This is a genomic window from Streptomyces sp. NPDC039424, from assembly GCF_055639495.1.
Genome location: NZ_JBVKAI010000043.1, coordinates 1 through 18,331 on the forward strand (window position 1 = coordinate 1; position 18,331 = coordinate 18,331).

Consider the following 18,331-nt stretch of genomic DNA (forward strand, 5'->3'; position numbering starts at 1 on the left):
TCCGCCCGGTCCCGGCCATAGGTCGCGATGAGCGCCTGGGCCTCGATCGGATCGCCCAGCGTCGTGCCCGTACCGTGCGCCTCCACCACGTCGACCTGGTCGGCGGGCAGTTGCGCGCTGGCCAGCGCCTGTCGGATGACGCGTTCCTGGGAGGGCCCGTTCGGCGCGGTGAGGCCGTTGGAGGCGCCGTCCTGGTTGATGGCGCTGCCCCGTACCACGGCCAGCACCGGATGCCCGTTGCGGCGGGCGTCCGACAGCCGCTCGACCAGGAGCATGCCGACACCCTCGCCCCACCCGGTGCCGTCGGTCGCGTCGGCGAAGGAGCGGCAGCGGCCGTCCCTGGCGAGCCCTCGCTGGCGGCTGAACTCGACGAACACCTCGGGCGTCGCCATGACCGCGACACCGCCCGCGAGGGCGAGGGAGCACTCGCCGGAGCGCAGGGCCTGCACGGCCAGATGCAGGGCGACCAGCGACGACGAGCAGGCCGTATCGACGCTCACCGCCGGGCCTTCCAGCCCGAGCGTGTAGGCGACCCGGCCGGAGGCGATGGATCCGGCGACGCTGCTGTACGGGTAGTCGTGGTACATGATCCCGGCGAAGACGCCGGTGCGGCTGCCCTTGAGGGACAGCGGGTCGATACCGGCGCGCTCCACGGCCTCCCAGGAAGTCTCCAGCAGCAGCCGCTGCTGCGGGTCCAGCACCGGCGCCTCGTTCGGGCTGATGCCGAAGAAGTCCGCGTCGAAGTCGGCGGCACCGTGCAGGAATCCGCCTTCGCGTACGTATGTCTTGCCGGCCCGGCCGGGCTCGGGGTCGTAGACGGCGGGGTCCCAGCCGCGGTCGGCGGGGAACTCGGACACGGCGTCGACGCCGTCGGCCACCAGCCGCCACAGGTCCTCCGGACCGGCCACGCCTCCCGGGTACCGGCACGCCATCCCCACGATCGCGATCGGCTCCCGCTGGGCGGCGGACAGCTTGCGGTTCTGTCCGCGCAGTCGCTCGGTCTCCTTGAGGGAGGCCCGAAGTGCCTCGACAAGCCGCTGGTCGGAGTTGGCCATAACGGTTTTCCCACTCCCCGTGTCAGGTCGTGAATACTGTCGTTCCAGAAATCCGGTCGCCGTGCGGAAAACCGGGCGGATATGTGATCGCCCACGTCAGGAGCAGCACGAAATGAACGGCGATGCATGGACGGTGATGTTCTGCTCACCGTAGGACAGCGGGTGCCGACCGTGACCCCTAACAAGTCCCTTAAGCGGCCCGACGAATTTCATCGGCCCGCCTCGGCCACAGCACCCTCAAGCCCCCTAAGAAAGCGCGCCGACGACGAATAGGGGGACGCGTCCGGCCTCTTCGCGACGCGGGAACGGTACAAAGAATTTCGAGTCGGCGCATGGCGCGTCGCGAGGCCACAGTGAGTGTTTCTGTCCGGCCCTTCATGCCTTTCGGCAGCTCAGCGCCTGCCCGGCCCGACCTCCCCGGCCCGCCTGGCGGGCCGCCGTCCGTCATGTCACTACAGCACAACGTCTGGAGGGCCCCATGGGCCGGGTAGAAGGCAAGGTCGTCGTCATCACCGGTGCGGCACGCGGGCAGGGACGCAGCCACGCCGTGCGTCTGGCCGAGGAAGGCGCCGACATCATCGCGATCGACCTCGGCGAGGACATCGACGTCGTCGGGTACGCGCTGGGCACCGCCGAGGAACTGGCCGAGACCGCCCGCCTGGTGGAGAAGACGGGCCGTCGCGTGGTCACCAAGCTGGCCGACATCCGCGACCGGGCCGCGCTGCGCAAGGCGATCGACGAGGGTGTCGCGGAGCTCGGCCGGCTGGACGTGGTCGTGGCCAACGCGGCCATCGGCCCGGTCGGCGCCGACCGTCCGCTGAGCGCGTTCACCGAGGCCGTCGACGTGAACCTCAGCGGCACGCTGAACACGGTCCACGCGGCGCTGCCGCACCTTCAGGAGGGCGCCTCGATCATCCTGATCGGGTCGGCCGCCGCCTACTTCGCGTCGTACGGCGGTGACCCGGGCGGCATGGGTCCCGGCGGCATCGGCTACGCCTTCACCAAGCAGATGCTCGAGCACTACACCAACTGGTTCGCGCCGTTCCTGGCCCCCCGCGGCCTGCGGATCAACGTGGTGCACCCGACCAACGTCAACACCCCGATGCTGCAGAACGAGGCCATGTACAAGGTGTTCCGGCCCGACCTGGAGCAGCCGGCCCAGCAGGACGCGGAGCCCGGCTTCGGCATGGTGCAGGCCATGCCCATCCCGTACGTCGAGCCGATCGACATCTCCCACGCCGTCACCTACCTCGCCTCCGACGAGTCGCGTTACGTCACCGGCACCCAGATGCGCGTGGACGGCGGCGCGGTCGTCAAGAACGGCAAGTGAGGGTGGGTTCGCCGGTACGTCGGCCCGCCCGGGCACGAAGGAGGTAATCGGATGACGCCCGCCGTGCATGTCGCCGCGGACCTGTCGGAGCGGTTCCGCGAGGCGATGGCCTCGTACCCCAGCGGTGTGACCATCGTGACCACCACCGACGAGCAGGGTGTGTGGCGCGGCTTCACGGCCACGTCGTTCACCTCGCTGTCCGTCGATCCGCCGTTGGCGCTGGTCTGCCTGGCGCGGACCGCCCAGTGCCATGCCGCGTTCGAGAAGGCCCGCTCGTGGGTCATCCAGGTCGTGCCGTCCCGCCGCGCGGACCTGGCCACCCGGTTCGCCACCAGGGGCGCGGACAAGTTCGGCCAGGGCGACTTCCGGGCCAACGCGGCCGGCCACCCCGTCCTCGAGGAGGCCGCCGCGGTACTGGAGTGCGAGGCCTACGTCCGCCACGACGTCGCCGACCACACGATTCTCATCGGCCGTGTCCAGGACGTCCGCCTGCACGACGCGCCCCCTGCCGTGTACTTCCGCCGCGGCTTCCACGCGCTGGCAGGCTGACCCACCCCACGAAACCACCCACCAGCCGGGGGTGGTGTGACCCTGCGAAGGGGTCACACCACCCCCGGCTGTCCATATCCACCCTTCGTCCGGCCCTGCGGCCGCCCGCCATCCCCGGAGCGCCCCGCCCCGCGCCCTGTTCATCGCAGGCCCACGTCCGCCCGGAAAGCCGAAGGGCGGGGTGCCGGACCGTCCCCACGGTCCGGCACCCCGCCCTCGCGCGGTGCGATACGGCGGCCCTGCGGGTCACCGTCCGGAGGCAACCGCCTCCGCGTTCTGGCCCTGGCCCTGCCCCTGCGCCCCGGTGGGCGCGGTGTGCGGCCGCAGCTTCGGCATGAACAGCGCGCACACACCCGACAGGGCGAACGCGGCGACCGTGACCCACAGACCGTAGGTGACGGCGTCCTTGTAGGTGCCGAAGGTCGGCTTGTCGCCTGCGGTGTTGAAGAAGACGACACCGGCGACGGCCACGCCCATCGAGTAGCCGACCTGCTGGAAGGTGGTGAACACACCCGACGCGGCACCCGCGGCGGCCGGCGGAACGCTGCGCAGCGCCTCGTCCAGGAGCGGCACGATCAGCAGGACCATGCCGGCGCCGGAGAGACCGAGGGCGGGCGCGAGGTCCCAGCCGGACAGATCCTTGCCCTGCTCGTGGATGGCCCAGATCGCCCAGACGAACGCGGCCGCCTGGATCAGTCCGCCCGCGAAGATGACGTGCTTGCCGAACTTCTTCGCCAGCGGCGCACCGGCCGGGGTGATGACCAGGGAGCCGACGGTCATGGCGAAGATCGTCAGACCGGTGGCCAGCGGAGAGAAGCCGAGGGCGATCTGCAGGTAGTAGCCGAGGGCGATCATGTAACCGCCGTTGGCCATCCAGAACAGGATCTGCACGACCAGGCCGCTGCGGAAACCGTGGTCGGAGAACAGCTTCAGCGGCAGCAGGGACGAGCCGTCGCGCCGCATCTTGGCGCGCTGCTGCAGGACGAAGACGATGATCAGGACCGGGGCGGCGGCCAGCATGCCCCAGATCCACGGTGCCCAGTCGGCCATGCGGCCGTCGATCAGCGGGAACTCGATGAGGAAGACCGCGGAGGCGGCGAGCAGGACGCCGAGGATGTCCAGCTTCACCGGGTCATCGGAGCGGCTGTTGGGGACGAAGAAGCTCGCGAGCGCCAGCAGCAGCACGCAGACGGGCACGTTGACCAGGAAGACGACCCGCCAGCCGAGGCCGAACAGGTCGGCGCCGACCATCCAGCCGCCCGCGATGAGACCGACGACGGAGCCGAGGGCGCTGATCGCGCCGATCAGGCCGTAGATCTTGCCGCGTTCGGCGGGTTCGTACATGACCTGGACGGACGACAGAACCTGAGGCACCATCACGCCCGCGAAGGCGCCCTGGACCACCCGGGCCGCCACGAGCAGCTGTCCGGTGTCGGCGGCGGAGGCCCACAGGGAGGTGGCGCCGAAGCCGGCGACACCGATGAGGAACACGGTCCGGCGGCCGTAGATGTCGCCCAGGCGGCCACCCGTGATGAGCAGGACGGCGAAGGCCAGCAGATAGCCCGCCATGATCCATTCGAGGTGGGCGTCGGTGGCGTGCAGATCGGTCTTGATCGACGGCAGTGCGACGTTGGTGATGGTGGTGTCGACCAGGTCCATGAACTGCGCGACGATCAGGGTTGTGATCGCGATGGTCCGTTTCTTCACGACGGACTCTCCTCACTCGAGAGGTCGGCGCGCGGGTCGCGAACCCGGGTGCGTCACCGACTGCTGTACGGGACACGCCGTCGCAGGCGCCCCCCGGTCGTCCGGTGTGGCGTGGCGCGAAGGCTGAGCGGTGGGGGGAGGCCGGGGCCCTGTGGTACCGGCCGGGGCCGCCGCGCTTCCGGGCGGAAGCGCCGCGCGATGCCCGACAGTGCTAGCCGGCGGCGAGCTTGGCGAGGTTCAGCACGCCGGCCGACAGGCCCGCGGTGAGCACCGGGCCCTGCGCGGCGCCGACCTGGTCGGCCGGCGGGCCGTCGAGTCGCATGGTGTGCGTGATCAGCGTGCCGCCGCCCTCCAGCGGGGCGAGGTGGCAGATGGACTGGGCGACCAGGTCACCGCCGGGACGGGTCTCCATGGTGAAGCCGGTGCCCGGCTCCACCGCGGTCAGAGTGAACGGCACCGGCGGACGGCCCTCGTTGGTCACGGTGCCCGTGGTGCCGGCGGCGAAGGGGCCGGTGCGCTCGATCGCGACCAGGTCGGGGTTCCAGCTCGGCCATGTCGCCGGGTCCTCGTAACAGCTCCACACCGCCTGCGGTGCTGCGGCGGTCTCGGCGGTTTGCGTGGTCTCCCACATGATCGTCTCCTAGACGGGCGTCTTATACATACTTACGGTTAAGACAAATGTACAGATGGCTCCCGTCGGCCGCAACCGAGTACGCCGAACAACTCGCCTGCCAGGCAAAGGAATCGACGGTGCGCACCCGCCGCAGACATGCCAAACGGCCGTCCCCACGGATCGCGGCGGACGGAGAAGAACATTCATGTGCCCAGTGATCGACGAGCTTCCTACGGCCCCTCGGGCGACCGGGGCACCACAGCCATGACGCCGCCCGGGACCGAACTCGCGCCGCCCGGGACCGACCACGACTGCTCCCTCCGTGCCGGCGACGCGTCAGTAGACGCCGCACATGCCGTCGATGGAGACCTCTTCGACCAGCAGGTCCTGCTCTATGTCCGCATCGTCGGCTGCGGGCACCTCGACAGCCTCGCTGTCACGCGCAGTCTCGGACACGGGAACTCCTCACTGGGGCGGACGGCCAGGCAGCGGCGCTGGCCTGCCCTCGACACTGCCACGCCGGACGGGACGCCAGAAGGCGCGAAGACCCCTATCTCCCCGGTCAGGGCAGAGATAGGGGTCCTCGGGCCGTGGTGCGTACGACCGTCAGGACGCCCTGCGCTGCCGCCTGATCGGCTCCCCCGCCCGGTGCAGATGCGTGAGGGCCTCGCGGTAGGACCGGATCAGCCCGGTCTCGTGATACGGAACGCCTATCTCCGCGCAGTAGGCGCGTACGACGATCTGGGCCCGCCGCAGATGAGGAGTCGGCATGCTCGGGAACAGATGGTGCTCGATCTGGTAGTTGAGCCCGCCGAGCATCACGTCGGTCAGCCAGCCACCGCGCACATTGCGGGAGGTGAGCACCTGGCGCCGCAGGTAGTCCGGCCGCTCGTCCCCCGTGAACGTGGGCATCCCCTTGTGGTTCGGAGCGAACGTGCAGCCCAGATAGACACCGAACAGGCATTGGTGCACGGCGAGGAACGCCACCGCCTTGCCGGGGGAGAGCACCAGGAACAGCGCCGACAGATACACCGCCATGTGCAGGAAGAGCAGGCCGCCCTCCAGCAGCCGGTTCTTCATCGTCGGCGAACGCAGCGCCCGCACACTCGCCACATGCAGGTTGAAGCCCTCCAGTGTCAGTAACGGGAAGAACAGCAGCGCCTGATGACCGCCGATGAGCCGGGCCAGCCCGCGGCTGTTGCGGGCCTGCTCGGTGGACCACACCAGGATGTCCGGGGCGACATCGGGGTCGAGCTCCTCATGGTTGGGGTTGGCGTGGTGACGGGTGTGCTTGTTCATCCACCAGCCGTAGCTCATACCGATACCGAGATTGGCGAAGAGGCGCCCCCAGGCCTCACTCGGACGCCGCAGCCGGAATACTTGACGGTGCGCCAGGTCATGAGCCACCAGCGCGACCTGGCCGAACATCAACGCCATGAAGGCGGCGACGGCCAGCTGCCACCAGGTGTCGCCCAGCGCGACGAATGCTCCGCATCCCGCCGCCAGCAGCCCCACCACCAAGGTGAGCCGTACCGCGTAGTAGTCGGGACGCTGCCGCAGCAGACCCGCCTCGGTGATGCGCTGGGACAGTCGGGCGAAGTCGCTGCCGGAGTCGGGACCGGACCTACGAGGACGGACGGCGGGCGTTGCTGCCGCTACCGAGGCGTCGGTGGAAATCGTCATGCAGCCGAGTCTGAGGACGGCCCGCCGACCCCCACAAGCCTGCCAGGTACCGCCCCCCAGGGGAGAAAACCCCCGCCATCTCCGGGGGGTTGGCACCACCCCTACCCATCTGACCTGCACTTTCCGCAGACGCCGCCACTCGCAGCCGCAGCATCCGATTCAGCCGCAGGCACCGGAAGATAGGGGGCGCACTCCATCGAGCACGCCCGCACACCGCACCGATCCGCCGTCGTAACGTATGCCAACATCCCCTCCCGCCCAACCACCCGGAATCTGGGGTTCATAGGGGGTGTCGAGCCCACCACCGCCCGGCTTAGCCTGACTCGATGCCGACGACGTCCGCCCACGGACCGGACGACACCGCGCCGACCGGGCGGCCGCCGAGGCCCCACCCCCCACGCGGGCCCGCGCGCCCGCAACCGACGATTGGCGAAGGTGCAGTGTACGAATTCACGGCAGACGGCCCCGTATCCGCACACCTCCAGGTCTCCGGCGGCAGCTGCGCCGTCCACACCGGCGACGGTCCCACCGTCACCGTCGACGTCGCCCCGGCCGCGTCCTGGCGCCCCGGCGACCGCAAGGCGGCCGAACGGACCGAGGTGAACTTCGACGCCGGCGTCCTCACCGTCCGCAACGGCCAGGCGGGCGCCTGGAGCGAGGGGCGCATCCGCCTCCAGGTCACCGTGCCGGCGAACTCCGCCCTCACCTATGCCTCCCACTCCGCCGACCTCGAAACACGCGGCCGGCTCGCCACGCTCGTGGCCGACACCGGCTCCGGCGGAGTGAAGGCCGACCACATCGCCGGAGACGTACGACTCGAAGCGACCTCCGGCGACATCGAACTCGGCACCGTCGGCGGCTCCCTCACCTACAGCACCCGCTCCGGCCACCTGCGCGCCGACCACACGGCCGGCCCCGTCCGTGCCACATCGGCCAGCGGCGACCTGCGCCTGGGCACCGCCGATCAGGACATCCACATCGAGACCGCCTCCGGCGACGTACGTATCGGCACCGTACGCAGCGGCACCATCCACGCCACCACCTCCTCCGGCGATGTGACCATCGGCGTCGACAAGGGCGTCGGTGTCCGCCCCACCCTGCGCACCAACAGCGGCGACCGCCACGGCGACCTGGCCCACGGCGCCCCCGCCGACGGAGCCGGAGAAATCACCGTCGACGTCACCACGACCAGCGGCGACATCACCCTGCGCCGCGCCTGACGACGTGTGGTAACACCTGTTACCATGCGTCCATGGCGAAGACACAACTAGGCGCCCGCGTCGACGACGAGGTGGCCGAACTCGCCCGAGCCCGTGCCAAAGACCGCGGCCTCAGCGTCGGCGACTACATCGCCCACCTCGTCCGGGAAGACGCCGACGGCCTGCGCACCCGAGGCCTCGACGCCGCTCGCCGCTTCCTCGACGAACACCAGACCCTCTTCGACGAGGCCGAGGAAGCCGACCGGACCCGCACCCCCGGAGCGCACGCCGTCTGATGGACCTGCACATCGACGTTCCCTGGATTTTGCAGGTCGCCGAACTGGCCGGCGCCCACGACCCCGCCCCCGAGGATTACGGCGTTCCGGTCGCCGCCGTGGCCGCCCACAAGGCGGAACTCCTCGACCACCCCGTCTATGACGGCCCCTACGCCCGCGCCGCCACCCTGGTCCACATCCTCGGCCGCTGCCGCTGGCTGGAACGCTCCAACACGGCGGTGGCCGCGGCCACCGGCGTCATGTATCTAGAGGCCTCCGGCATCCCCCTGAAACCCACCCGCGACGACGCGACAGCCCTGCGAGACCTGCTTCGCGACCCGGCCTGCACGACCGCCCGGATCGCCGCCCTGCTCAGCACCTGGCCCACCGTCGGCTGACGACTCCGCTCAGCCGCCGGGCGCGAACCCGGCCAGCGGACTGGCGTCACAGGCCCGCTCCGGCGCCCCCGCCGCCTCCGGCGGCGGCCCCCATCCGATGGCCACCGGCACCGGACGAGAACCCCGACGCGAGTGGTCGCTGCCGGGCCGCGGCACCGCCCCCGCACCGACCGAGGCGAGCGCCCCCTCGGCATGACCCTTCACACACTCGGGATCCGGCCCGTCCAACGGCAGACCGGTGAAGAACTTCGCCGCCATACAACCGCCCCGGCAAGCGTCGTACGCCGAGCACCCAGAACACGCACCGCCGCCCTGCGGAGCACGCAGCCGGGCGAACAGCTCCGACTCCCGCCACACGCCGGCGAAGCCCCCCGGCGCACGGACATTGCCGGCGAGAAAGGACTCATGGATGGCGAACGGGCAGGCGTAGACGTCGCCGACCGGATCGATCAGGCACACCACCCGCCCCGCCCCGCACAGATTCAGCCCCGGCAGCGCGCCCGAGCCGAGCCCGTTGAGATGGAAGAAGGAGTCCCCGGTCAGCACTCCCTCCCCGTGCGCGAGCAGCCACTCGTACAACGTCCGCTGCTGATCGGCGGTGGGATGCAGCTCGCCCCACACATCGGCGCCACGCCCCGAGGGCCGCAGCCGGGTGATGCGCAGCTGGGCGCCATACGTATCGGCCAGAGCCTTGAACGCGTCCAACTGCCCGACGTTGTGACGGGTCATCACCACACTGATCTTGAAGCCGCGGAACCCGGCGTCCGCGAGCCGCCGCATCGCCGTGATCGCGGTGTCGTACGAACCGGCCCCCCGTACCGCGTCGTTCACCTCCGCGGTCGCTCCGTCGAGCGAGATCTGCACATCCACATAGTCACTGGCGGCCAGCCACCGCGCCCGCTCCGGCGTGATCCGCACCCCGTTCGTGGAGAACTTCACCCCGACGTGATGTGCGGTGGCGTACTCGACCAGCTCCCAGAAGTCCGAGCGCACCGTCGGCTCGCCGCCGCCGATGTTGACGTAGAAGACCTGCATCCGCTCCAGCTCGTCGATCACCGCCCGGCACTCCGCCGTGGTCAACTCCCGCGGATCACGCCGTCCGGAGGACGACAGGCAGTGCACACACGCCAGGTTGCAGGCGTAGGTCAGTTCCCAGGTGAGGCAGATGGGGGCGTCCAGCCCGGCCTCGAAGTGCTCGACCAGCCTCACGCGACACCCTCCCAGCAGGCTTTCGCACCGGAATGCGGCTCGATCACACCGCTGTCGGCCAGGCCGCTCAGGGTCCGGAGATACGAGTCCCGTCGCGACTCGGCCACCCCCGCGGCGTCCAGTACCGAGTGCACATCCGCGAAATCACCCAACGACCGTACGATCCACACGAGTTCGGGGCTCTTCAGAAAACACAGCCGACGGGTCCCGAAGTGGTAGACAAGCGCGCCGAACGCCTCCGCACGCACCGCCACACTCGGCGAACAGCGATAGGGACGTGACGGATCGAACCCAACGGGCCCCTGGCGCACGGTCCAGCACCTCCACCGGCAGGAATCATCGTCCTGAGAGAGATGCTGTCAGACCTCCACGAAAAGACCACCCCTAGAAAATCAGGGGTACCACCCTAGTCCGGCCTCCTCTGTGACCTGCGGATCTCCGGGAGCAGGCAGCGCAGGGACCGTCCCCGGAGCGCTCCCGCCCACACCCCCGCACCGTAGGCGAGGTCGTCCAGGCGTCGCGCCAGTACGAAGCGGACGGGATCCAGGGCAGGGGCGCGCAGCCGGTAGTCCAGCGCCCCCTCGACGACCGCCGCCACGGCGACCGCCCGGCGGACGCGGGAGGAGACGAGACAGCCGGCGGCACTCAGCGGCCACCAGTGCCGCAGCAGCAGCGCCGCCGTCTGCTCCGCCGTCGCGGCGACGCCCCATCCGGTCAGGGACACCGCGATGCGCCGTGCACGGGGGCTGTCCGCGGGGACCTTGCGAGCGTAGTCGCGGGCCACGGCGGTGAGCACCGCGGCCGTCACCGGTACCGACCAGCGCCGCTGCGCCAGGAGCGCGGCCGCCAGGACCGCCGCCCAGGGTGTGAGGGTGGCCGGGGCGACCGCGGATCCGTGCCGGACGGCCAGGGTGTGTGCCCCGGAACCGTAGTAGGCCTTGCGGCTCAGCCAGTCGGTGAACCGGGTGCGGTGGTCGTGACGCACGGCCACGGAGGGGTCGTAGCGGATCCGCCGGCCCTCGGCGGCCAGCCGCCAGATCAGGTCGACGTCCTCCCCGACGCGCATGGTCTCGGTGAATCCCGGCCCGAGCGCCTCGACGCGTGCCACGAGGCAGGCGCTGGGCAGCCACGACACCCGGGAGCGGGGGTGCACGAGCGCGGGATGGGTGTGCAGGTCGAGCGAGGACCTGGCCGCCTCGTAGCGCGCGATCCAGTTGCCCCGGTCCGGTGTGTCCTTGTCGTGCAGGCCGAGGACTCGGGGCCCGACGAGGGCGAGTCGGGGGTCGTGGAAGTGGCGCAGCAGCATCGGCAGCGTGTCCGGGCCGACGACCATGTCCGAGTCGATGAAGGCGATGAAGGGCGTGCGGACCTGCCGCAACCCCGCGTTGCGGGCGGCCGCCGGTCCGCGGTTCTCCGGCAGGGCGATGAGGCGGGCTCCGTGGGCCGCGGCGGTTCGGGCCACCGCATCCGGGTCGTGGGAGGCGTCGTCCACGACGATCACAGTGGCCCGCCCCCCGATGCTGGTCAGCAGCCGGTCCAGGGCCGGTGCCCGGTCCCGGACCGGTACGACCACGGTCAGTCCGGTCAGGTCTGCCGGGGGGAGCTCGGTGGCAACGGGATGCGCCATGCCGAGCGCGACGAGCCGGTCCGCGAGCCGCACGGACGCCTGGCCGGCCAGCCGGATCCTGCCGTCCCGCAGCAGCGGCAGGGCGCGTTCACCGAGGCGTATCAGCCGCGGTGGTGAGCCTCCGACGAGGACGCGTCCGCCGTCGTAGCGCATGACCCGGCGCCCGAGTTCGACGACGGATCCGGCCGGGAGCAGGGACGTCATCCCCAAAAGCCCCCTTCCGCGCTCACCACGGGGCCGCGCGTCCCGGCCGCCGCCAGGGCGACCCGCTGTGCCCCGGTCATGCCCGCACCCCCGCCGGGAGCAGTCGGCCGCCCGTGTCCGCACGGCCGTACTCGATGCGCCCGGCGACGTCCGCCACCAGTGCCGTGAGGAGACGAGCTCCTTCGGAGGCCGTCGCGGTGGTGGGGTCGCCGAGTACTCCGGAAGGCGATACGGCGGCGATGCCACCGGCGAGGAGCGAGGGCAGCAACTCGCTGATGGGGGCGGTGTTGCCCTTCTCCGCGCGCGTCATGTCGACCCGGTCCGGGGCCAGATGCAGCATCAGCGATGTCTCGGTGTGCCCGGCGTGCGCGTCGCCGTGCTCCGGCTCGCACGGCACCCAGGCCACGTCCCGGCCCTCCTCGACCAGCTGACGCACGGCGCTGCTCAGGCACCTGAGATTGCCGCCGTGCGCGTTGACGAACACGATGCGCCCGGACCACAGGGCGACCGAACGGACCAGTTCCACCAGTACGAACCTCAGGGCCTCGGTGCCGATCGACATCGTGCCCGGAAAGGACTGGTGCTCCCCGCTCGCGGCGTAGACGATCGGGGGCGCCACCAGGACGTGCGCGCGCGGCAGCCGCCGGCGCAGCCGCGTGGCCGTGCCGTGCGCGACGGCGGAGGCGATCGCCGTGTCGGTGTCGAGCGGCAGGTGCGGACCGTGCTGCTCCAGGGATCCGAGGGGGATCAGCACCATGGGCCGCTCGGGGAGCCCCGCCCAGGGCAGGGCGGCGAGCTCCGCGGCCGGCTCGAACTCCGTCATCCCCCGTCTACCTGGCTCCGGGTGGCGGGCGCTCGGGTGAAACCGGGGGGAGCCACCACGTCGTCGGGCGTCAGTTCGTGGATCGAGGAACGGCCGAGGCCGAGCAGCGCGGAGTCGATCCCCCGGGCCATGATGTCCAGCACGTTCTCCACGCCCGCCTGACCTCCCGCTGCCAGCCCCCACAGATAGGCGCGGCCGATCATCACCGCGCGCGCGCCGAGGGCGAGCGCCTTGACGACGTCGCTGCCGCGCCGGACGCCGCCGTCGAGCAGCACTTCGACCTCGCCGCCCACCGCGTCCGCCACCGCGGGCAGCATCCGGATCGGGGCGGGGGTCGTGTCGAGGTTGTTGCCGCCGTGGTTCGACACCGAGATGGCGGTGACTCCCGCGTCCACCGCCCGCCGGGCGTCGTCGACACGTGAGATGCCCTTGAGCAGGAACGGCCCCTGCCACTCGTCCCGCAGCCAGCGGATGTCGTCCCAGCTGGGCGGCGGGGTGCCCATCCACTCCCCGTACGCGCCGAAGAAGGTCGGCGCGGTGCCGTCGGGGCGGGCCAGGTTGGGGGCCTTCAGGTCGGGGAGCCTGCGGGCGCGGGCGTAGTCCAGCAGCCAGGCCGGACGGGAGAGCGCCTGCGGCGCCAGTTTGGCCATCGCCTTGAGGTCGAGCTGTTCCGGAATCCAGGGGCTGCCCCAGTCGCGGCCGTGGGAGAAGGACCAGTCGAGGGTGACGATCAGCCCGACCGCTCCGGCGGCCCGGGCCCGGTCCATGGCCCGGATCATGGAGTCCTTCGACCCCATCCAGTACATCTGGAAGAAGGTCCGCGGGTTGGCCGCCACCACCTCCTCGACCGCCTTGCTCGCAAAGGAACTCAGGCCCATGGCGACGCCGCGCGCGGCGGCGGCGCGGGCGACGGCCACCTCGCCGTCGGGATGGACCGCCTGAACGCCCGTCGGGGAGATGACCACCGGCAAGGTGACGTCCTGGCCCAGCACCGTGGTCGCGGTGTGCCGCTCGCCCGGCAGGTCGGCCACATGCGGGGCGAAGCCCAGTTCCCGGAACGCCGTGGTGTTGTCGCGATACGACACCCCGGCCTCCGAACCGGCCAGCAGGGCACCGTAGACCGACTTCGGCAGCCTCCTCCTGGCTCGGCGCTGGGCGTGTGCGACGGTCTCGAACCAGCTGTTGCCCATGACGCACCTCATTCATCCCTCACTCATCAAGGACCTGGTCGGTGCAGCTACCGCGGGGCGCGAGGGATGTCGTGCGCAACGTGGCAGGGCCAGGACGCACCGCCGAATCATCACGGAAGCCCGGGGCACCGGAAACCGACTCGCGTGCAACTAGAGCACCGCCCCCGACACCGGTGAGCGCGCGGTGAGCGCCCGGTGAGCACCGCTCGCCAGGGTGGTGTCCGCACCGGCCCACGAGGGAGCCGGGCGGACACGGACGGGAGCGGGACCATGGGTGAGCTCAACGGGAGGACCGCACTGGTGACCGGCGCGTCGCGGGGCATCGGCCGGGCTGTCGCACTGCGGCTGGCCGCCGAGGGCGCGTGCGTCGCCGTGCACTACGGCAGTGACGAGCGGGCCGCCGCCCGGACGGTGGAGCGCATCGAGAAGGAGGGCGGGCGGGCGTTCGCGGTGCGGGCCCGGTTCGGCGAACCGGATGCGGTGGACCAGCTGTTCGAGCAGCTGCCGGCGGGGCTGGCCGGACGCGGGCTGGACATCCTCGTCAACAACGCGGGCATCGGCTCCGGTCACCCGATCGCCCACGTCACCCCCGAGGAACTCCGGCAGCTGTTCGAGATCAACGTCAGCGCCCCCTTCTTCGTCACCCAGCGCGCCCTGCCGCTGCTCAACGACGGCGGCCGGATCGTCAACATGGGCTCGACGGCCAGCCGGTTCGCCGTCTCCATCCAGATCGGCTACACCCTCTCCAAGGCGGCCCTCGAAGCCCTCGCCCCGACGCTCGCCAACGAGCTCGGCCGCCGCGGCATCACCGTCAACACCGTCGCCCCCGGCGCCATCCGCACCGACCTGACCGCCGGGTACACCGCCATCCCCGAAGTCGTCGCCGAACTGGAGGCGATCACGGCGCTCGGCCGGCTCGGGGAGCCGGATGACGTCGCCGACGTCGTCGGCTTCCTCGCCGGCCCCCGGGGCCGCTATGTCACCGGCCAGACCATCGACGTCTCCGGCGGCACCTACCTCGGCCCGATCATGCCCGCCTGACCGCCGAGGAGGCATGCCGGTGAATAATCACCGGCATGCGGTTCTCCATCCTCGGCGAGACCCGGGCCCGGCACGCCGACGGCACCGAACTCCCGCTGGGCGGACCGGCGCGCCGCGCCCTGCTCGCCCTGCTGCTGGTCCGGCCGGGCGAGGTGGTGTCGGCCGACCGTCTGGCCGAGGAGACCAACCCGGCCGCCCCGCTCTCCGCACACGCGCTGCAGTCCCAGATGTCCCGGCTGCGCGCGGTCCTCGGCACGGCCGCGCCCATCGAACGGTCCGGCCCGGGCTACCGGATCGTCGTGCCGTACGACGCCGTGGACGCGGGCCGGTTCGAACGGCTGGCCCGGGAGGGCCGCGACGCGCTGGGCGCGGGCGACCCGGCGCGCGCCGCCGCCCTGCTGCGCGAGGCACTCGGGCTGTGGCAGGGCCCGGCGCTGGACGACCTCACCGGCTCCGACACCGCGCGGGCCGCCGCCGAGCGCCTGGAGGAACTGCGGCTCGCCGCGCTCGAGGACCGCATCGAGGCCGACCTGCGGCTCGGTGAACACCGCGCCGCGGTGGCCGAGTTACGGGAACTGGCCAGACGCCACCCGTTGCGCGAACGCCCGGCCGCGCTGCTGATGCGGGCGCTGTCCGCCGACGGCGGCCAGGCCGCGGCGCTGGCCGTGTACGAGGAGACCCGGCAGCACCTGGCCGAGGAACTGGGCGCCGACCCCTCACCCGAACTGGCCTCGCTGCACCAGGAGTTGCTGCGCGGCACCGCGGCACCCCGGCTTGCCCGGCCGCCCGCCCAGCTGACCGCGCTCATCGGCCGCGACACCGAACTCGCCGCACTGCGGGCCCTGCTGCACCGCGCCCGCCTGGTCACGCTGACCGGCCCGGGCGGCGTCGGCAAGACCCGGCTGGCCGTCGAGGCCGCCGGCACCGGGCCCGGGGACGAGGTGTGCTTCGTCCAACTGGCCCCGCTGCGCGACGACACGGCCGTACCGCAGGCCCTGCTCGACGCGCTCGGCCTGCCCGGCACCGGCCTCCACCTCGGCGCGGACGGTCCCGCACCGGCCGACCGCCTGGTCACCGCGCTGGCCGACCGGCCGCTGCTGCTGGTCCTGGACAACTGCGAGCACCTCCTCGACGCCACCGCCGCACTGACCGCCCGGCTGCTGGCGGCCTGCCCACGGCTGCGCGTCCTGGCCACCGGCCGGGAGCCGCTCGGCATCATCGGCGAACACCTGCACCCCGTAAGGCCGTTGGACGCCGACGCGGCCGTCCGCCTCTTCACCGACCGGGCCGCGGCCGTCCGCCCCGGCTTCACCGCCGACCCGGAGGCCGTGCACCGCGTCTGCGCCGCCCTGGACAACCTGCCGCTGGCCGTCGAACTGGCGGCGGCCCGTCTGCGCACCCTGGACCTCGACGACCTCGCACACCGGCTCGACGACCGGCTCGGGATGGCCGCGCGCGGCGGCCGTACCGGCGACGGACGGCACCGGACCCTGCGCTCGGTGGTCGCCTGGAGCTGGGAGCTGCTGCCCGAGCCGGAACGCCGGGCGGCCCGGCGCTTCGCGGTCTTCGCCTCCGGCACCACCACGTCCACCGCGCTGCGGGTGTGCGGCACCGACCCGGACACCCTGGAAGCCCTGGCCGACAAGTCCCTCCTGGAGACCGCCGACGGCCGCTACCGCATGCTGGAGACCGTCCGCGCCTACGCCGCCGAACAGCTCGACGCCGCCGACGAGGCGGACACCGTGCGCCGCGCCCACGCCGACCACCTGCTGGACCTGGCCCGCACCGCCGACCCGCGACTGCGCGGCGCCGGCCAGCTCGAATGGCTGGGGCGGCTCACCGCCGCACACGACGACCTCCTCGCCGCCCTGCGCTGGACGGTCGCGGCACCCGAACCGCGCACGGCCCTCGCCCTGCTCGCCGCCGCCGCGCACGCCCTGTGGATCCGCGGCACCGCCGTCGGCGCCGCCCCGTACGCGGCCCGTCTCCTCGACCTCCTCGACGGCGAACCCCCCGTCGGACACGACGAGGAGTTCGCGGTCTGCGTCCTGCTGGCCGCGTCCGGCCCGGACGGCCGCGCCCTGTGGCACCGGCACCGGGCCCGCGCCGAGACCGCGCTGGACACCGTCTGGTCGGGCACCGGGCAGGGCCGCCACCCGGCCGCGCTGCTGCTGTGGATGCTGCGCAACGCCACCGACGGCGACCCGCACCGCGCCCACGCGCTCGTCTCGTCCCGCCGCGACTGCCCCGACCCGTGGGTGCGGGCCGTCGCCGACTACGTCACCGCCTTCGGCGCCCTGGGCGAGGACGACCCCGCACGCGCCGAACACACCCTGCGCCGCGCCGTCGGCACCTTCCGCGAGCTCGGCGACCGCTGGGGCACGGCCCTCACCCTGGACGCCCTGGCCGCCCTCGCCGCGGTCCGCGACGACCACCCGGCAGCGGCCGATCTCACCGGCCAGGCCCTCGCCCTCACCGAACAGCTGGACGCCCCGGCCGACACCGCCGACCTCCTGGTCACCCGGGGCGACCACCTGGCCGCCGACCCGGCCGCGGCCCGGGCCGACTACACCCGCGCCGCCGGCCTGGCCCGCCGCACCGGCAGCCCCGCCTCCCTGGCGGCGGCCCTGCGCGGACTCGGCGACCTCGCGCTGCGGGCCGCCGACCCGGACACCGCGCAGCACCTGTACGACGAGGCCCTCGAACTGCTGGACGCCCGCTGGGTCAGAAGCCTCGGCACCCGGGTCCGTACGCTCACCGGACTCGCCCGCGTGGCCGAGGCCCGCGGCGACCGGGACACGGCCCGGCTGCGCCACCGGCAGGCCGCGGAGGCGGCGTCCGTGCCCGGTACGGCCGCCCCGGTCGTGGTGCGGCTGATGACACAAGCGCCCCTCTAACGGCCCCGGTTAGTCTCCGGCCAGGTGTGTATGACCCACCCGGCACCGCCAAGGGCTGCTGGCCGGACTGACAGGAGCCGATACACGTATGTCTGTGGAAACCACCGCGCCGCCCCGCCCCGGAACGGCGACGCCGCCCGTCAAGGAGCTCCGCCGTCTGGACCGGGTCGTCATCCGGTTCGCGGGGGACTCGGGTGACGGTATGCAGCTCACGGGTGACCGGTTCACGTCGGAGACGGCCTCCTTCGGCAATGACCTGTCGACGCTGCCGAACTTCCCCGCCGAGATCCGCGCTCCCGCAGGCACTCTGCCGGGTGTGTCGTCCTTCCAGCTGCATTTCGCCGATCATGACATCCTCACTCCCGGTGACGCGCCGAACGTGCTGGTGGCGATGAACCCGGCGGCGTTGAAGGCGAACATCGGTGACCTGCCGCGCGGCGCGGAGGTCATCGTCAACACCGACGAGTTCACCAAGCGGGCGATGCAGAAGGTCGGCTATGCCGTCAGCCCGCTGGAGGACGGCTCGCTGGA

General features: G+C 72.1%; 18 protein-coding genes. 8 read left to right on the plus strand and 10 right to left on the minus strand.

Annotated features, from left to right (window positions below; translation table 11 throughout):
* Positions 1-1,136 (minus strand): beta-ketoacyl synthase N-terminal-like domain-containing protein (locus ACZ7L0_RS43700; protein WP_471248170.1); only part of this gene is annotated, 1,136 nt, incomplete at its 3' end.
* 397 nt (positions 1,137-1,533) lie between these two features.
* Between ACZ7L0_RS43700 and ACZ7L0_RS43705 the strand changes: the two genes are divergently transcribed.
* Together ACZ7L0_RS43705 and ACZ7L0_RS43710 are read left to right on the plus strand one after the other, a co-directional pair.
* On the plus strand, positions 1,534-2,385 hold the full coding sequence (locus ACZ7L0_RS43705; RefSeq protein WP_471248153.1) for a mycofactocin-coupled SDR family oxidoreductase: 852 nt from the start codon (positions 1,534-1,536) through the stop codon (positions 2,383-2,385).
* A gap of 51 nt (positions 2,386-2,436) precedes the next feature.
* The gene (locus tag ACZ7L0_RS43710) at positions 2,437-2,934 is read left to right on the plus strand and encodes a flavin reductase family protein (RefSeq protein ID WP_471248154.1); all 498 of its coding nucleotides are present in this window, start codon (positions 2,437-2,439) and stop codon (positions 2,932-2,934) included.
* A 246-nt stretch (positions 2,935-3,180) separates the two neighbouring features.
* Here ACZ7L0_RS43710 and ACZ7L0_RS43715 read toward each other — a convergent pair whose 3' ends face one another.
* From ACZ7L0_RS43715 to ACZ7L0_RS43730, 4 genes are all read right to left on the minus strand, one after another.
* The gene (locus ACZ7L0_RS43715; RefSeq protein ID WP_471248155.1) at positions 3,181-4,641 is read right to left on the minus strand and encodes an MFS transporter; all 1,461 of its coding nucleotides are present in this window, start codon (positions 4,639-4,641) and stop codon (positions 3,181-3,183) included.
* Between the two features lie 211 nt (positions 4,642-4,852).
* Entirely contained in the window at positions 4,853-5,272 is a 420-nt protein-coding gene (locus ACZ7L0_RS43720) for an SRPBCC family protein (RefSeq protein ID WP_471248156.1), read from the minus strand.
* A gap of 318 nt (positions 5,273-5,590) precedes the next feature.
* Entirely contained in the window at positions 5,591-5,710 is a 120-nt protein-coding gene (mftA, locus tag ACZ7L0_RS43725; protein ID WP_471248157.1) for a mycofactocin precursor MftA, read from the minus strand.
* Positions 5,711-5,860: 150 nt separating this feature from the next.
* Positions 5,861-6,937: a fatty acid desaturase family protein gene (locus ACZ7L0_RS43730; protein ID WP_471248158.1), complete on the minus strand. Its 1,077-nt coding sequence runs from the start codon at positions 6,935-6,937 to the stop codon at positions 5,861-5,863.
* A gap of 440 nt (positions 6,938-7,377) precedes the next feature.
* Here ACZ7L0_RS43730 and ACZ7L0_RS43735 point away from each other — a divergent pair, with 440 nt between their 5' ends.
* From ACZ7L0_RS43735 to ACZ7L0_RS43745, 3 genes are read left to right on the plus strand one after another with little or no spacing between them, the layout of a single operon-like run.
* Positions 7,378-8,157, plus strand: coding sequence for a DUF4097 family beta strand repeat-containing protein (locus ACZ7L0_RS43735; RefSeq protein WP_471248159.1), 780 nt, complete (start codon positions 7,378-7,380; stop codon positions 8,155-8,157).
* A gap of 32 nt (positions 8,158-8,189) precedes the next feature.
* Complete coding sequence (locus ACZ7L0_RS43740) at positions 8,190-8,432, plus strand: hypothetical protein (protein ID WP_471248160.1); 243 nt, start codon at positions 8,190-8,192, stop codon at positions 8,430-8,432.
* A complete protein-coding gene (locus tag ACZ7L0_RS43745; protein ID WP_471248161.1) occupies positions 8,432-8,809 on the plus strand; it encodes a fic family toxin-antitoxin system, toxin component in 378 nt (125 codons plus the stop codon). Before ACZ7L0_RS43740 ends, ACZ7L0_RS43745 begins: the two co-directional genes overlap by 1 nt.
* Positions 8,810-8,818: 9 nt before the next feature.
* Here the strand turns inward: ACZ7L0_RS43745 and mftC are convergent, their stop codons facing one another.
* The 5 genes from mftC to mftD form a co-directional block, all read right to left on the minus strand.
* Positions 8,819-10,018 carry a mycofactocin radical SAM maturase gene (gene mftC, locus ACZ7L0_RS43750; RefSeq protein WP_471248162.1) on the minus strand — a complete coding sequence of 400 codons (1,200 nt, stop codon included), beginning with the start codon at positions 10,016-10,018 and terminating at the stop codon, positions 8,819-8,821.
* Positions 10,015-10,329, minus strand: a complete 315-nt coding sequence (gene mftB / locus ACZ7L0_RS43755; protein ID WP_471248163.1) for a mycofactocin biosynthesis chaperone MftB — start codon at positions 10,327-10,329, stop codon at positions 10,015-10,017. Before mftB ends, mftC begins: the two co-directional genes overlap by 4 nt.
* Before the next feature lie 95 nt (positions 10,330-10,424).
* Entirely contained in the window at positions 10,425-11,849 is a 1,425-nt protein-coding gene (mftF, locus tag ACZ7L0_RS43760) for a mycofactocin biosynthesis glycosyltransferase MftF (protein WP_471248164.1), read from the minus strand.
* A gap of 76 nt (positions 11,850-11,925) precedes the next feature.
* The gene (gene mftE, locus ACZ7L0_RS43765) at positions 11,926-12,672 is read right to left on the minus strand and encodes a mycofactocin biosynthesis peptidyl-dipeptidase MftE (protein WP_471248165.1); all 747 of its coding nucleotides are present in this window, start codon (positions 12,670-12,672) and stop codon (positions 11,926-11,928) included.
* Positions 12,669-13,862: a pre-mycofactocin synthase MftD gene (gene mftD, locus ACZ7L0_RS43770; RefSeq protein ID WP_471248166.1), complete on the minus strand. Its 1,194-nt coding sequence runs from the start codon at positions 13,860-13,862 to the stop codon at positions 12,669-12,671. The genes mftE and mftD overlap by 4 nt, the downstream gene beginning before the upstream one ends.
* A gap of 270 nt (positions 13,863-14,132) precedes the next feature.
* Here mftD and ACZ7L0_RS43775 point away from each other — a divergent pair, with 270 nt between their 5' ends.
* The 3 genes from ACZ7L0_RS43775 to ACZ7L0_RS43785 form a co-directional block, all read left to right on the plus strand.
* Positions 14,133-14,903 carry an SDR family NAD(P)-dependent oxidoreductase gene (locus tag ACZ7L0_RS43775; RefSeq protein ID WP_471248167.1) on the plus strand — a complete coding sequence of 257 codons (771 nt, stop codon included), beginning with the start codon at positions 14,133-14,135 and terminating at the stop codon, positions 14,901-14,903.
* A gap of 35 nt (positions 14,904-14,938) precedes the next feature.
* A complete protein-coding gene (locus ACZ7L0_RS43780) occupies positions 14,939-17,800 on the plus strand; it encodes a BTAD domain-containing putative transcriptional regulator (protein ID WP_471248168.1) in 2,862 nt (953 codons plus the stop codon).
* Between the two features lie 88 nt (positions 17,801-17,888).
* A partial coding sequence (locus tag ACZ7L0_RS43785) for a 2-oxoacid:acceptor oxidoreductase family protein (protein WP_471248169.1) occupies positions 17,889-18,331 on the plus strand: 443 nt, incomplete at its 3' end.

Coding starts and splice junctions, on each gene's coding strand:
- ACZ7L0_RS43705 (WP_471248153.1), top strand. CDS start 1,534: ATGGGCCGGGTAGAAGGCAAGGTCGTCGTCATCACCGGTGCGGCACGC.
- mftE (WP_471248165.1), bottom strand. CDS start 12,672: ATGACGGAGTTCGAGCCGGCCGCGGAGCTCGCCGCCCTGCCCTGGGCG.
- mftD (WP_471248166.1), bottom strand. CDS start 13,862: ATGGGCAACAGCTGGTTCGAGACCGTCGCACACGCCCAGCGCCGAGCC.
- mftF (WP_471248164.1), bottom strand. CDS start 11,849: ATGACGTCCCTGCTCCCGGCCGGATCCGTCGTCGAACTCGGGCGCCGG.
- ACZ7L0_RS43710 (WP_471248154.1), top strand. CDS start 2,437: ATGACGCCCGCCGTGCATGTCGCCGCGGACCTGTCGGAGCGGTTCCGC.
- ACZ7L0_RS43780 (WP_471248168.1), top strand. CDS start 14,939: ATGCGGTTCTCCATCCTCGGCGAGACCCGGGCCCGGCACGCCGACGGC.
- ACZ7L0_RS43720 (WP_471248156.1), bottom strand. CDS start 5,272: ATGTGGGAGACCACGCAAACCGCCGAGACCGCCGCAGCACCGCAGGCG.
- ACZ7L0_RS43775 (WP_471248167.1), top strand. CDS start 14,133: ATGGGTGAGCTCAACGGGAGGACCGCACTGGTGACCGGCGCGTCGCGG.
- ACZ7L0_RS43745 (WP_471248161.1), top strand. CDS start 8,432: ATGGACCTGCACATCGACGTTCCCTGGATTTTGCAGGTCGCCGAACTG.
- ACZ7L0_RS43740 (WP_471248160.1), top strand. CDS start 8,190: ATGGCGAAGACACAACTAGGCGCCCGCGTCGACGACGAGGTGGCCGAA.
- ACZ7L0_RS43730 (WP_471248158.1), bottom strand. CDS start 6,937: ATGACGATTTCCACCGACGCCTCGGTAGCGGCAGCAACGCCCGCCGTC.